The 13095-nt window shown below is 69.8% G+C and carries 12 protein-coding genes and 3 tRNA genes; 12 read left to right on the forward strand and 3 right to left on the reverse strand.

Translation table 11 applies throughout. The features are described from left to right. Positions 1–56: 56 nt before the first annotated feature. Positions 57–929, forward strand: a complete 873-nt coding sequence (gene asd, locus EDC36_RS06435) for an archaetidylserine decarboxylase (protein ID WP_132962415.1) — start codon at positions 57–59, stop codon at positions 927–929. A 24-nt stretch (positions 930–953) separates the two neighbouring features. Here asd and EDC36_RS06440 read toward each other — a convergent pair whose 3' ends face one another. Further along, complete coding sequence (locus EDC36_RS06440) at positions 954–2474, reverse strand: AMP nucleosidase (protein ID WP_132962416.1); 1521 nt, start codon at positions 2472–2474, stop codon at positions 954–956. Between the two features lie 10 nt (positions 2475–2484). Further along, positions 2485–3879 (reverse strand): glutathione-disulfide reductase, encoded by a 1395-nt coding sequence (gene gorA / locus EDC36_RS06445; protein ID WP_132962417.1) that lies wholly within the window; start codon positions 3877–3879, stop codon positions 2485–2487. Between the two features lie 103 nt (positions 3880–3982). On the opposite strand from gorA, the gene EDC36_RS06450 reads away from it, so the two are divergent. Further along, positions 3983–4474 (forward strand): RcnB family protein, encoded by a 492-nt coding sequence (locus EDC36_RS06450; RefSeq protein ID WP_132962418.1) that lies wholly within the window; start codon positions 3983–3985, stop codon positions 4472–4474. A 4-nt stretch (positions 4475–4478) separates the two neighbouring features. Here the strand turns inward: EDC36_RS06450 and uvrA are convergent, their stop codons facing one another. Continuing rightward, complete coding sequence (uvrA, locus tag EDC36_RS06455) at positions 4479–7334, reverse strand: excinuclease ABC subunit UvrA (protein ID WP_132962419.1); 2856 nt, start codon at positions 7332–7334, stop codon at positions 4479–4481. Positions 7335–7658: 324 nt separating this feature from the next. On the opposite strand from uvrA, the gene trpE reads away from it, so the two are divergent. The 10 genes from trpE to EDC36_RS06505 all read left to right on the forward strand — a co-directional run. Further along, positions 7659–9179, forward strand: a complete 1521-nt coding sequence (gene trpE / locus EDC36_RS06460) for an anthranilate synthase component I (RefSeq protein WP_132962420.1) — start codon at positions 7659–7661, stop codon at positions 9177–9179. Then, positions 9176–9517 carry a chorismate mutase gene (locus EDC36_RS06465; RefSeq protein ID WP_132962421.1) on the forward strand — a complete coding sequence of 114 codons (342 nt, stop codon included), beginning with the start codon at positions 9176–9178 and terminating at the stop codon, positions 9515–9517. The genes trpE and EDC36_RS06465 overlap by 4 nt, the downstream gene beginning before the upstream one ends. Continuing rightward, positions 9514–10089, forward strand: coding sequence for an anthranilate synthase component II (locus tag EDC36_RS06470; RefSeq protein WP_132962422.1), 576 nt, complete (start codon positions 9514–9516; stop codon positions 10087–10089). Before EDC36_RS06465 ends, EDC36_RS06470 begins: the two co-directional genes overlap by 4 nt. A gap of 24 nt (positions 10090–10113) precedes the next feature. Next, complete coding sequence (gene trpD / locus EDC36_RS06475; RefSeq protein ID WP_132962423.1) at positions 10114–11169, forward strand: anthranilate phosphoribosyltransferase; 1056 nt, start codon at positions 10114–10116, stop codon at positions 11167–11169. Next, complete coding sequence (gene trpC, locus EDC36_RS06480) at positions 11166–11969, forward strand: indole-3-glycerol phosphate synthase TrpC (protein ID WP_132962424.1); 804 nt, start codon at positions 11166–11168, stop codon at positions 11967–11969. Before trpD ends, trpC begins: the two co-directional genes overlap by 4 nt. Continuing rightward, positions 11966–12547, forward strand: coding sequence for a hypothetical protein (locus EDC36_RS06485; RefSeq protein ID WP_132962425.1), 582 nt, complete (start codon positions 11966–11968; stop codon positions 12545–12547). The genes trpC and EDC36_RS06485 overlap by 4 nt, the downstream gene beginning before the upstream one ends. Before the next feature lie 15 nt (positions 12548–12562). Then, positions 12563–12648 (forward strand) — tRNA-Tyr (locus EDC36_RS06490). A 71-nt stretch (positions 12649–12719) separates the two neighbouring features. Further along, positions 12720–12793, forward strand: a tRNA-Gly gene (locus tag EDC36_RS06495). 63 nt (positions 12794–12856) lie between these two features. Further along, positions 12857–12931 (forward strand) — tRNA-Thr (locus tag EDC36_RS06500). 70 nt (positions 12932–13001) lie between these two features. Next, positions 13002–13095 (forward strand): GTP-binding protein (locus EDC36_RS06505; RefSeq protein ID WP_018003793.1); only part of this gene is annotated, 94 nt, incomplete at its 3' end.

Below are 13095 nucleotides of genomic sequence, written 5' to 3' on the forward strand. Positions count from 1 at the left end.
CAGGTTGGGCTTGCAGCCAGGTGCTAGGCTTGGTTGTGGTGCTAGCATCCTGCCGCATGCTGCCATCCTTACCCGACCGCGCCGCCGTGGCGCTGCAATACCTGCTGCCCAAGCGGCTGCTGACCGAGCTGGCCGGCGCCTTGGCGCGCCGGCCCCTGGGGGCCGTGACGCAGGCGGCGATTCGCCGCTTCATCGACCGCTACCAGGTCGACATGGCCGAAGCGGCCGAGCCCAACCCGTTGGCGTATGCCACGTTCAACGATTTTTTCACCCGTGCCCTCAGGCCCGGGGCGCGGCCGTTGGCCGAGGCGGCCTGGGTGTGCCCAGTGGACGGCGCGATCAGCCAGTGTGGTCCGATCGAGGGCGGGCGCATCGTGCAGGCCAAAGGGCATGGCTACACGGCGCAGGCGCTGCTGGGCGGCGATGCGGCGCTGGCCGCCGTCATGGCCGATGGCGTGTTTGCCACGCTGTACTTGAGCCCGCGCGACTACCACCGCATCCACATGCCGTGTGACGGGGTGCTGCAGCGCATGGTGCACGTGCCGGGCACGCTGTTTTCGGTCAATCCTGCCACCGCGCGGGGGGTGCCGGGGCTGTTTGCGCGCAACGAGCGCGTGGTGTGCGTGTTCGAGGGGCAACACCCCAGCGGGCGGGCATTCCCGTGGGCGCTGGTGCTGGTGGGGGCCACCATCGTGGGCAGCATGGCCACCGCATGGCACGGCGTGGTCAACCCGCCGCGGCCAGGCACGGTGCGCAGTTGGGACTACACCGGGCGTGACGTGCGGCTGGCGCGTGGCGCCGAGATGGGGCGCTTTTTGCTCGGCTCGACGGTGGTGCTGCTGCTGCCGCCAGGGGTGGTCAGGCTGCGGCCGGATTGGGCGCCGGGCCAGCCGGTGCGCATGGGCCAGGCGATGGCCGACTGGCTGTGACGCGCGGCGCCGCACCAACGGCCGCTATTGGAACGCCACTTCATCAAAGCTGCGCAGCTTGCGGCTGTGCAGTTGGTCCACGCCGGCTTGGCGCAGCCGCTCGATGGCGCGCAGGCCGATGCGCAGGTGTTGGTCGACGCGCTCGCGGTAAAAGCGGTCGGCCATGCCGGGCAGTTTGATCGCCCCGTGCAGCGGCTTGTCGCTGACGCACAGCAGCGTGCCGTAAGGCACCCGGAAGCGAAAGCCGTTGGCCGCGATGGTGGCCGATTCCATGTCCAGCGCGATGGCGCGCGACAGCGACAGCCGCCGTTGCGCCACGTGGCCGGGCAGCAGCTCCCAGTTGCGGTTGTCGGTGCTGGCCACGGTGCCGGTGCGCAGCACGCGCTTGAGCGCGGCGCCGCTCAGCCCCGTGATGTCGGCCACCGCGCCCTCGAGCGCTTGCTGCACCTCCGCCAGCGCGGGAATCGGCACCCACAGCGGCAGCTCCTCGTCCAGCACGTGGTCTTCGCGCACGTAGGCGTGCGCCAGCACGTAGTCACCCAGTTGCTGGCTGTGGCGCAGCCCCGCGCAATGCCCCAGCATCAGCCAGGCGTGCGGGCGCAGCACGGCGATGTGGTCGGTGGCCGTTTTGGCGTTGCTGGGGCCAACGCCAATGTTGACCAACGTGATACCGCTGCGGTCCGCACGCACCAGGTGGTACGCGGGCATTTGCGGCATGCGCGGCGGGGCGGTGCCCGTAGGGCCCGCCAGCGCCGTGCGCTCGGCGTCGGTGAGGCCCGCCCGCCAGGTGACGACGTTGCCCGGCTCGACGAAGGCCACGTAAGGGCTGGCCGGGTCGGCCATTTCGGCCAGCCCCACGCGCACAAATTCGTCGACATAAAAACCGTAGTTGGTGAACAGCACGAAGTTTTGAAACCACGCCGGGGCGGTGCCGCTGTAGTGGCGCAGCCGCGCCAGCGAGTAGTCGATGCGTGCACCGCGAAACAGCGCCAGCGGCGCGGGCGCGTCGGCGCGCGGCACGTGCAGCCCGTTGGCGATGGCGTCGTCCATCGCCGTCAGGTCGGGCAGGTCGAACACCTCGCCCAGGCGCGCGCGGCGCAGCGGGTCGAGCTCGCCTTCGAAGTGGCTATCGTCCCCCAGCGCGAAGTGCAGCGGGATCGGCTCGTGGCTGATGGCCACCTCCAGAGGCTCACCGTGGTGGCGCAGCAGCAGCTCGAACTGCTCGCGCCAGTAGTCGGCGAACAGGTCGGGGCGGGTCAGGGTCGTCTCGTAGCGCCCGGCGTGGGTGACAAACCCGTAGCTGGACCGCACCCGCGGCCGCAACGGGTCCAGGCCACGGTGGACCTGCAAGCGCACGCAGGGGTAGCAGGCGCGCACGCGCGTCAGGGGCGTTTCCGGCGCCAGGGGGCTGTGCAGGTAGTCGTGCAACGCGCGGCGCAGGTGGGCCACGGCGTCGTCGTACAGGCGCTGCACGTGCGCCACGGCCGCTTGCGCGTCGTCGAAGCGCTGCGGGGCCACGAAAGGTGGGGTGTCGACCGGCGTCATGGGCAACGTCTCAGGTGCGCGCCACGGGTTCGCGCAGCGTCACGAACTCTTCGGCCAGCGTGGGGTGAATGCCCAGGGTGGCGTCGAACTGGGCTTTGGTGGCGCCGCAGCGCATGGCCACGGCAAAGCCCTGCACGATCTCGCCCGCTTCCGGGCCGACCATGTGCAGGCCGACCACCTGGTCGCTCGAGTCGTCCACCACCAGCTTGACCAGCGCGCGCTCGGGGCTGCCGCTGAGGGTGTGACGCAGCGGCCTGAACGCACTGCGGTAGATGCGCAGCCGACCCCGCTGCTGGCGCGCCTGCGCCTCGGTCAGGCCCACGGCGCCGACGCTGGGCAGGGTGAACACGGCGGTGGGGATGAGGTCGTAGCGGGCCTGGCGCGGCGCAGCACCTGCCGCGCCGTACAGGTGGTCCACCACGGCCATGGCCTCGGCCAGCGCCACCGGGGTCAACTGGGCGCGCGCCACCACATCGCCCACCGCGTAGATGCTGGGCACGTTGGTTTGGAAATGTTCATTGACGATGATGGCCCCCTGGGCCCCTTGCGCCACGCCCACCTCCTCCAGCCCCAGCCCGGCCACGTTGGGCACACGGCCGGTGGCGTACAGCACCGCATCGGCCACCACACGGTTGCCGTCCTCCAGCAGCACGTGCAGGCCGTCGTCCTCGCGCTGCACGGCCACCACGCCGGTTTGCAGGCGCAGGTCCAGCCCCTTGGCGCGCAGTTGGTCGGCCAAAAAGTGCCGCACTTCGTCGTCGAAGCCGCGCAGGATTTGCTCGCCGCGGTACAACTGGGTCACCTGCACGCCCAGACCGTGGAAAATGGAAGCGAACTCGCAGGCGATGTAGCCGCCGCCCACCACCACCAGGCGTGCCGGCAGGGGGTCGAGGTCGAACACCTCGTTGGAGGTGATGACGTGCTCGCGGCCGCGAAAGTGCGGCACGTACGGTGTGCCGCCGGTGGCGATGAGGATGCGCTCGGCGCGCCAGGTCTGGTGGGTGGGGCTGCCGTCGGCGTTCAGGGTGGCCACCTGCACGGTGTGCGCATCCGTCAGGCGTGCCCAGCCGTGCAGCAGCGTCACGCCGGCGTTGCGCAACAGTTGTTCGTACACGCCGTTGAGGCGGTCGATTTCCGCCGCGCGCCGGCGCTTGAGTTCGCCCCAGTCCAGCGTGGCGTGGGCACCGTGCCAGCCGTAGCCACGCGCCTCGTCGGCGGCTTCGGCGTAGTGGGCCGCGTAATGGTAGAGCTTTTTGGGGATGCAGCCGACGTTGACGCAGGTGCCACCCAAGCCCTGGCGCCCCAGCGCTTCGACCAACCCCACGCGCACGCCGCGCTGCGCGGCCATGCGTGCCGCACGCACGCCGCCGCTGCCCCCACCGATCACCAACAAGTCGAAGTCCATGCCGTTTGTGCCCACGCTGTTACCGAAGGTTGCGCCGGTTGCAACCGCGGGCCTTGGCAGCCCTGCGGCGCGCCTCTATCATGCCAGCAAAGGAGCGCGAGCCATGGCGGACAGGATCAACGCAAGCCGACGCATCGTCGGCGCCTCGGTGGTGGCGCTGACCACCCTGTCGCTGGCGCTGCCGGGGTGGGCCGGCAAGCCCGAGTGGGCAGGCCAGGGCAAGGGTCACGAGCGGGAGGCCGAGCGCCGCCCCGGGGTGGCCGTGGAGATCAAGATCGGCGGCTATTTTGGGACGCCTCAGCGCGACGCGGTGCGATCGGTTTACGCAACCGAGCTGCAAGGAGGACGCTGCCCGCCGGGGCTGGCCAAAAAGCACAACGGGTGCCGTCCGCCGGGGTTGACCAAAAGCTGGACATTGGGGCAGCCGCTGCCGCCCGGGGTCACGGTGTACCCGATTCCGCGCGAATTGCAGCGCCGCCTGGGTGAGCCTCCGCCCGGTTATCGCTTGGTGCGCGTGGGGGCGGACATTTTGTTGATCGCGGTCGGCACCGCGATGGTCGTGGACGCCATTGAGGACTTGGCCGGGTTGCTGTGAAGTCTCAGCCCGCGCCCAGCACCCGCGCCAGGTAGCGGCCGGTGTGGCTGTCGGGGTGCCGGGCCAGGTCCTCGGGGGTGCCGCAGGCCACCACGCGACCGCCGCCGTCCCCGCCCTCGGGGCCGAGGTCGATGACCCAATCGGCGCACTTGATCACGTCCAGGTTGTGCTCGATGACGACGATGGTGTTGCCCGCGTCGCGCAGCCGCAGCAGCACCTGCAGCAGCAGTTCCACATCAGCGAAGTGCAGCCCGGTGGTGGGCTCGTCCAGGATGTACAGCGTGCGGCCGGTGTCGCGCCGGGCCAGCTCTTGCGCCAGCTTGAGGCGCTGCGCTTCGCCGCCCGACAAGGTGGTGGCGCTTTGACCCAGGCGGATGTAGCCCAGCCCCACGTCCAGCAGCGTTTGCAGCCGCCGCTGCAGGGCGGGCACGTTGGCAAACAACCCGTGCGCCTGCTGCACGGTCAGTGCCAGCAGCTCGGCCACGTTGAGCCCTTTGTAGCGCACCTCCAGCGTTTCGCGGTGGTAGCGGGCCCCGCCGCAGACCTCGCACGGCACGTACACGTCAGGCAGAAAGTGCATTTCCACCCGCACCACGCCGTCGCCCTGGCAGGCCTCGCAGCGGCCGCCGGGCACGTTGAAGCTGAAGCGACCTGGCCCCCAGCCGCGTTCGCGCGCGGCGGGGGTTTCGGCCAGCAGCTCGCGTATCAGCGCGAAGATGCCGGTGTAGGTGGCGGGGTTGGAGCGCGGGGTGCGGCCGATCGGGCTTTGGTCCACCGCGATCACCTTGTCGATGTGCTCCAGCCCCTCGATGGCCTCCAACGGCAGCGGCTCGGCCGCGCCCGCGTGCAGGTGCTGGGCGACCGCGCGCAGCAGCGTGTCGTTGACGAGGGTGGACTTGCCCGAGCCGCTGACCCCCGTGACGCACGTCAACAGGCCCACGGGGATGTCCACATCGATGGCGCACAGGTTGTGACCGCGGGCGCCCCGCAGGCGCAGCGCGGCCCCGGGCTGCCAGCGGCGGCGTTGCGCCGGCACCGCGATGCGCCGCGCGCCGCTCAGGTACTGGCCGGTGAGGGAGTCGGGCTGGCGCGCCACCTCGGTCCAATGCCCCTGCGCCATCACGCGCCCGCCGTGCTCGCCGGCGCCGGGGCCGAGGTCGATCAGATGGTCCGCCGCGCGCATCGTGTCCTCGTCGTGCTCGACGACGATGACGGTGTTGCCCAGGTCGCGCAGCCGTTGCAGCGTGGCGATCAGGCGGTCGTTGTCGCGCTGGTGCAACCCGATGCTGGGCTCATCCAACACGTACATCACGCCGCTTAAGCCCGAGCCGATCTGGCTGGCCAGGCGGATGCGCTGCGCCTCGCCGCCGGACAGCGTTTCGGCGCTGCGCTGCAGCGTCAGGTAGGGCAGGCCCACGTCGTTGAGAAAGCGCAGCCGCGCCCGGATTTCGGCCAACAGCCGCTGGCCGATGTCGGCGCGCGCGCCGCGCAGTTGCAGCGCCTCGAACCAGGCCAGGGCGTCGGCCAGCGTCATACCTTCCAGCGCGGGCAGGTTGCGCCGCTGCGGCCCCTCGCCCACGTACACGGCGCAGGCTTCACGCCGCAAGCGCGCGCCGCCACAGTCCGGGCAGGGCTGGCGCGTGCGCAGGCGGGCCAACGCTTCGCGCACGGCGGGCGCGTCGCTGCGCTGCCAGCGCCGCTGCAGGTTGGGCACGATGCCTTCAAACGGGTGGTGCTGCGTCACCCGGCGCCCGCGGTCACCCAGGTACTCAAAGGCAATGGCCTCGTCGCCACTGCCGTGCAGCAGCACCTGGCGCACGCGCTCGGGCAGGTCGTGCCACGGCGTCTCGGGGTCAAAGCCGTAGTGCCGCGCCAACGACTGCACGATGGCGTAGGTTTGCGGGTTGCGCCGATCCCAGCCCTGGATGGCGCCGCCGGCCAAGCTCAGCTCGGGAAACGCCACCACGCGCGCGGGGTCGAACACCTCCACGTGGCCCAGCCCGTTGCAGCTCGGGCAGGCGCCTTGCGGCGCGTTGAACGAAAACAACCGCGGCTCCAGCTCCGGGGCCGTGTAGCCACAGTGCGGGCAGGTGGCGCGCGCGTGCAGCGGCTCGGCGCGCTCGTCGTCAGGCCACAGCGCCACGGCGTGGCCCTCGCCCAGTTGCAGCGCCACCTCCAGGCTGTCGTGCAAGCGCTGGCGCGCGTCGGCCCGCACCCGCAGGCGGTCCACCACCACCTCCAGCCGCTGCGCCTGGGCGGCGCGCGCCAGCGCCTCGTCCACGTCCAGCACCGCGCCGTCGAGCCGAAAGCGCACAAACCCACGCCCTTGCAACGCTTGCACGGTGGCTTGTGGGTCACCGTCCGGGCGCAGCGGCGCCAGCAGCAGCAAACGCGCGTCGGCCGGCCGCGCCAGCAGCGCATCCACCATCTGCGGCACCGTCTGCGCCAGCAGCGGCACGTCATGGTCCGGGCAGTGCGGCACGCCCACGCGCGCAAACAGCAGCCGCAGGTGGTCGTGGATTTCGGTCACCGTGCCCACCGTGGAGCGCGGGTTGTGGCTGGCGGCTTTTTGCTCGATGGCGATCGCGGGGCTCAAGCCCTCGATCAGGTCCACGTCGGGCTTGTCGAGCCGCTGCAAAAACTGCCTGGCGTAGGCCGACAGGCTCTCGACGTAGCGCCGCTGCCCCTCGGCGTAGAGCGTGTCGAACGCCAGGCTGGATTTGCCCGAGCCGCTCACCCCGGTGATGACCACCAGCGCGTCCTTGGGGATGTCCAGATCGACGGCGCGCAGGTTGTGCGTGCGCGCGCCACGCACGCGCAGCCAGCGGCCGCTGCTCGGTTCGGAGGGGGCGTGTTGCATGGGAGCGCGATGACGCTGAAAAACCTACGATGATAGACCGCACCCACGCCCCGGGCCGGCCGTGCCAATCCCCTGCACCTTTGTTACACTGCAGGCATGCTACCCGTGCGCCACCGCACCTTCGACGAACGCCTGGCGGCCGCGCTCAAGACCGGCCGCCGGGAGGCTTGGCCCTGGCGCAAGCCGACGACGCGCGCCTGATTCCCATCGCCCGTAGGCGGGCGGGCGCAGGGACCCTCCAGCGGGGCCAAGCTCGCCCGACCCACCCCCATGTCGTCCGTTGCCGCCGCCTGCTGGCCGCGGCCCGCCAGGAGTTCCCAAGCCGTGATCACCGAATTGGAGTTTCGCAGCCTTGCCGCGCAGGGCTACCACCGCATCCCGTTGATCGCCGAGGCGTTTGCCGACCTCGAGACGCCGCTGTCGCTGTACCTCAAGCTGGCCCACGCCACCCAGGGCGGGCGCAATTCGTTCTTGCTGGAGTCGGTGGTGGGGGGCGAGCGCTTCGGCCGCTACAGCTTCATCGGCCTGCCCGCGCGCACCTGGTTGCGCGCCTACGGCTTTGGCGACGCCGCCCGCACCGAGGTGGTGCGCGACGGCCAGGTCGTTGAGACCATCCCCGGCAACCCGCTGGACGCCATCGCCGCGTACCAGCAGCGCCTGCGCGTGGCGCTGCCGCCCGGCTTGCCGCGCTTCTGTGGCGGGCTGGCGGGGTACTTCGGTTACGACACGGTGCGCCACATTGAGCGCAAGCTGCAGCACAGCTGTCCGCCAGACGATCTGCAACTGCCGGATATTTTGTTGCTGCAGACCGAGGAGCTGGCCGTCATCGACAACCTGTCGGGCAAGCTGTACCTGATCGTCTACGCCGATCCCGCGCAGCCCGAGGCGTACAGCGCCGCCAAGCGGCGGCTGCGCGAACTCAAGGAGCTGCTGCGCTACTCGGTCAGCGCGCCCAGCGTGCAGCCGGGGCAAGCGTACCCGGTGCAGCACGAGCGCACCCAGGCCGACTTCATGGCCGCCGTGGACGAGGCCAAACGCCTCATCCAGCAGGGCGATTTCATGCAAATCGTCATCGGCCAGCGGCTGCACAAAACCTACCCCCACAGCCCGCTGGCGCTGTACCGGGCGCTGCGCTCGCTCAACCCCAGCCCCTACATGTACTACTACAACCTGGCGGGCGCCGACGCCGCGGGCAGCGATCTGCACGTCATCGGGGCGTCGCCCGAGATTCTGGTGCGGCAGGAGCGCTGCGCCGAAGGCGTCAAGGTGACGATCCGGCCGCTGGCCGGCACCCGCCCGCGTGGCAGCACGCCCGAGCAGGACGTCGCCGCTGAGCGCGAGCTGCTGGCTGACCCCAAAGAGCGCGCCGAGCATGTGATGCTGATCGACCTGGCGCGCAACGACATTGGTCGCATCGCCCAGGTCGGCAGTGTCAAGGTGACCGAAGCGTTTGCCATCGAGCGCTACAGCCACGTCATGCACATTGTCAGCAACGTCGAAGGGCTGCTGCGCTCGGGCCTGACCAGCATGGACGTGCTGCGCGCCACCTTCCCCGCCGGCACCCTAACCGGTGCGCCCAAGGTGCACGCGATGGAGCTGATCGATCGGCTGGAGCCCACCAAGCGCGGCATCTACGGCGGGGCGGTGGGCTACCTGAGCTGGGCCGGCGACATGGACCTGGCCATTGCCATCCGCACCGGTGTCGTGCACAACGGCACGCTGTACGTGCAGGCCGCGGCCGGCGTGGTGGCCGATTCGGTGCCGGAGCTGGAGTGGCGCGAAACCGAACACAAGGCACGTGCGCTGTTGCGCGCCAGTGAGCTGGTAGAGGAGGGTTTGCAATGACAAGGCCGCAGGGCTTCAAGGCGGTGACGCTGCACACCATGACGGATGTGCGTCACCAAGTGGACACCCTGGATGCACAGCTGGTGCCGTTGCTGCTGCAGCGTCTGCAATGCATGCGTGCCGCCGCCCAGATCAAATCAAAACGCGACCAGGTCCGGGATGACCAACGGGTTGCGGCGGTGCTTGACCATGTCAAGCGGCGTGCCCGTCAGCTTGGCGCCGATGCCAGTGATGTCGATGCCATCGAGGCAATCTACAGCCAGTTGATCGAGTTCTGCATCGGCTACGAATTGCGCCACTTTGACCAAAAAAGCGCGCAGCAGGAGGTTGGGCGATGAATGTGCTCGTGATCGATAACTACGACTCGTTCACCTACAACCTGGTGCAGTACCTGGGGGAGCTGGGTGCCGACGTCGAGGTGGTGCGTAACGACGAAGTCACGCTGCACGACATCGAAGCGCGGGCGCCGGACCGGTTGGTCGTCTCCCCGGGGCCATGCTCGCCGGCGGAGGCAGGGATTTCGGTGCCGGCGATCCAGCATTTCGCGGGGCGCGTGCCGATTTTGGGCGTGTGCCTGGGGCACCAGAGCATCGGCGCGGCGTTCGGGGCGCGCATCGTGCGCGCGCGCGAGCTGATGCACGGCAAAACCAGCGTCATCACCACCACGCAGCAGGGGGTGTTTCGCGGCCTGCCGCGGCAGTTCACGGTCAACCGCTACCACTCGCTGGCCATCGAGCGCGCCGGCCTGCCGCCCGAGCTGGAAGTAACCGCCTGGTGCGACGACGGCGAGATCATGGGCGTGCGTCACCGTACGCTGCCTATCGAGGGTGTGCAGTTCCACCCCGAAAGCATCCTGAGCGAGCACGGCCACACCTTGCTGAACAACTTTTTGCACCCCGAGCATGGTTGAGCCACCGACGCGGAGACACCACCGATGCCCCACACCCTGCACACCATCACCCCGCAAGAAGCGCTGCAGCGCGTCATCGAACACCGGGAGATCTTCCACGACGAGATGCTGCACCTGATGCGCCTGATCATGCGCGGCGACATGTCCCCGTTGATGACGGCGGCCATCATCACGGGGCTGCGCGTCAAAAAGGAAACCATCGGCGAGATCACAGCCGCGGCGCAGGTCATGCGCGAGTTCGCCACGCGGGTGCCGGTGGACGACACCACCCACCTGGTGGACATCGTCGGCACCGGCGGCGACGGCGCGCACACGTTCAACATCTCCACCTGCGCGATGTTCGTGGCGGCCGCGGCGGGGGCCAAGGTCAGCAAGCACGGCGGGCGCAGCGTCAGCAGCAAATCCGGCAGCGCCGACGTGCTGGAGGCCCTGGGCGTCAACATCAACCTGCCGCCGGCGGCCATTGCCCAGTGCATCCGCGAAGTGGGGTTGGGCTTCATGTTCGCGCCCAACCACCACCCGGCGATGAAAAACGTCGCCCCCATCCGGCGCGAGATGGGCGTCAAAACCATCTTCAACATCCTGGGGCCGCTGACCAACCCGGCGGGCGCGCCCAACATCCTGATGGGCGTGTTCCACCCCGATCTGGTCGGCATCCAGGTGCGTGTGCTGCAGCGGCTGGGCGCGCGCCACGCCCTGGTGGTGTGGGGCAAGGATGGGATGGACGAAGTCAGTCTGGGGGCGGCGACGATGGTCGGCGAGCTCAAGGACGGCCAAATCCTGGAGTACGACATCCACCCGGAGGACTACGGACTGGCGATGGCCGGCCAGCGCACGCTGCAGGTGGCCACGCCCGAGGATTCGCGCGCCAAGCTGCTGGCCGTGCTGGACGGCGAGCCGGGGCCGGCGGCCGACATCGTGGTGTTCAACGCCGGTGTGGCGCTGTACGCCGCCGACGTGGCGCCCAGCATCGAGGCTGGCATCGCGCGCGCCCGCCAGGCGCTGGCCAGCGGCGCGGCCAAGGCCAAGCTGGAGCAGTTCATCACCGCCACCCACCGGCTGGGCGCGGAGGCCGCATGAGCGACGTGTTGCAGCGCATTTGCGCCACCAAGCGTGATGAAGTGGCCGCGGCGCGGCGCGCCGAGCCGTTGGCGGCGCTGCGTGCGCGCGCCGAAGCCAGCGTGCGCACCGACCCGCCGCGCGACTTCGTCGGCGCGTTGCGCGCGGCCATCGCCGCCGGGCGCGCGGCTGTCATCGCCGAAATCAAAAAGGCCAGCCCCTCCAAAGGCGTGCTGCGCGCCGATTTCGACCCGGCCGCCATCGCGGCGAGCTACGCGCGCGCCGGCGCGGCGTGCCTGTCGGTGCTGACCGACGAGCCGTACTTCCAGGGGCATCCGACGTACCTGGGGCAGGCGCGTGCCGCCGCCGCGCTGCCCGCGCTGCGCAAGGATTTCATCGTCGAGGCGTACCAGGTGTGGCAGGCGCGCGCCTGGGGGGCGGACGCCATCTTGCTGATCGCGGCGTGCCTGGACGACGCGCAAATGGCCGACTTCGAGGCGATCGCGCACGAGTTGGGCATGGCCGTGCTGGTCGAGGTGCACGACAGCGCCGAGTTGGAGCGCGCGCTGCGCCTGCGCACGCCGCTGGTGGGCATCAACAACCGCAACCTGCGCACCTTCGAGGTGTCGTTGGACACGACGCTGGCGCTGCGCCCGCAGGTGCCGACCGACCGCCTGCTGGTGACGGAAAGCGGCATCCTGGCCCCGGCCGACGTGCAGCGCATGCGCGACGCCGGGGTGCACGCCTTTTTGGTGGGCGAGGCCTTCATGCGTGCGCCCGACCCCGGCGGGGCGCTGCAAGCCCTCTTTGGCGCGCCATGAACGCCTGGCTGCCAGGCCTGGGTGCAGCCGGCGGTCCGGCCGGGCCGAGCGTGCACCACCAGCCTTGTCCCGGCGCCTGCACCGGCTTTGTGTTCATCTGCCCGGGCCGCTTCGAAGCCCAGCGCGGCTACCCTTGCGCTGCCGGCACGGGCGCCAACCTGGCGCGCGCGCTGCAGCAACTGCACGCACGCGACCCCCGGCGGTTTCCGCAGCCGCAGCGGCACGGCTACGTTGTCACCAACGCCTGGCCGCAGGTCGAGTACCCGGCGCTGACCGGCCGCTCGGTGCCCACGGTCGAGGAGGTGTTGACCGAGGCCAACCTGCAACGCCTGGCGACCGAGCTGACCGGCTTGCGCTGGGTGGTGGCCTGCGGCGCGCAGGCGCACGAAGCGCTGCGTGCCCTGCTGGCGCGCGGCTGGCTGGCGGCAGAGGTGGCGTACGCGCGCCACCTCAGCCAGCGCGCCATCAACACCCTGCCTGGCGCGTCCGACACGCCCGGGCGCATCGCGCTGTGGTGCGACGCGGTGCTGCAACAATTTACGGCCCCGGCTGTAAAAGAGCACGAAAACATGGCATAATGCAGAGCTCTCGCCGGAGGGGTGCCCGAGTGGCTAAAGGGGGCAGACTGTAAATCTGTTGGCTTACGCCTACGTTGGTTCGAATCCAACCCCCTCCACCAGCGATACCGGTCGTGTCAGGCAAGAGAAGAAGGCTTGTGCTGGCCCGCGCTCGCGTCCGACGCGGTGTGTCGCGGGAGTAGTTCAATGGTAGAACCTCAGCCTTCCAAGCTGATGACGCGGGTTCGATTCCCGTCTCCCGCTCCAGTGCTGCGCGCCGGGGGTTGGTTGTGCGGACCGTTTATTGTGGTCGCCGCAAGGCGGCCGCAGGCCCATGTGGCTCAGTGGTAGAGCACTCCCTTGGTAAGGGAGAGGTCGGCAGTTCGATCCTGCCCATGGGCACCACCCTTGTTGTCCTGGCCCCACGTCGGGGCGTGTGAGTGAGTTCGGCAAACATCCATTCGGAGCTGCAAGCATGGCAAAGGAAAAATTCGAGCGGACCAAGCCGCACGTCAACGTGGGCACGATTGGTCACGTGGACCACGGCAAGACGACGCTGACGGCGGCCA

This window comes from Tepidimonas ignava, assembly GCF_004342625.1.
Lineage (GTDB): Bacteria > Pseudomonadota > Gammaproteobacteria > Burkholderiales > Burkholderiaceae_C > Tepidimonas > Tepidimonas ignava.

Bases quoted from the DNA above. Each gene is read 5' to 3' on its own strand.
- asd (WP_132962415.1), top strand. From the start codon at position 57: ATGCTGCCATCCTTACCCGACCGCGCCGCCGTGGCGCTGCAATACCTG.
- trpC (WP_132962424.1), top strand. From the start codon at position 11,166: ATGAGCGACGTGTTGCAGCGCATTTGCGCCACCAAGCGTGATGAAGTG.
- uvrA (WP_132962419.1), bottom strand. From the start codon at position 7,334: ATGCAACACGCCCCCTCCGAACCGAGCAGCGGCCGCTGGCTGCGCGTG.
- EDC36_RS06465 (WP_132962421.1), top strand. From the start codon at position 9,176: ATGACAAGGCCGCAGGGCTTCAAGGCGGTGACGCTGCACACCATGACG.
- EDC36_RS06485 (WP_132962425.1), top strand. From the start codon at position 11,966: ATGAACGCCTGGCTGCCAGGCCTGGGTGCAGCCGGCGGTCCGGCCGGG.
- EDC36_RS06440 (WP_132962416.1), bottom strand. From the start codon at position 2,474: ATGACGCCGGTCGACACCCCACCTTTCGTGGCCCCGCAGCGCTTCGAC.
- gorA (WP_132962417.1), bottom strand. From the start codon at position 3,879: ATGGACTTCGACTTGTTGGTGATCGGTGGGGGCAGCGGCGGCGTGCGT.
- EDC36_RS06450 (WP_132962418.1), top strand. From the start codon at position 3,983: ATGGCGGACAGGATCAACGCAAGCCGACGCATCGTCGGCGCCTCGGTG.
- EDC36_RS06470 (WP_132962422.1), top strand. From the start codon at position 9,514: ATGAATGTGCTCGTGATCGATAACTACGACTCGTTCACCTACAACCTG.
- trpD (WP_132962423.1), top strand. From the start codon at position 10,114: ATGCCCCACACCCTGCACACCATCACCCCGCAAGAAGCGCTGCAGCGC.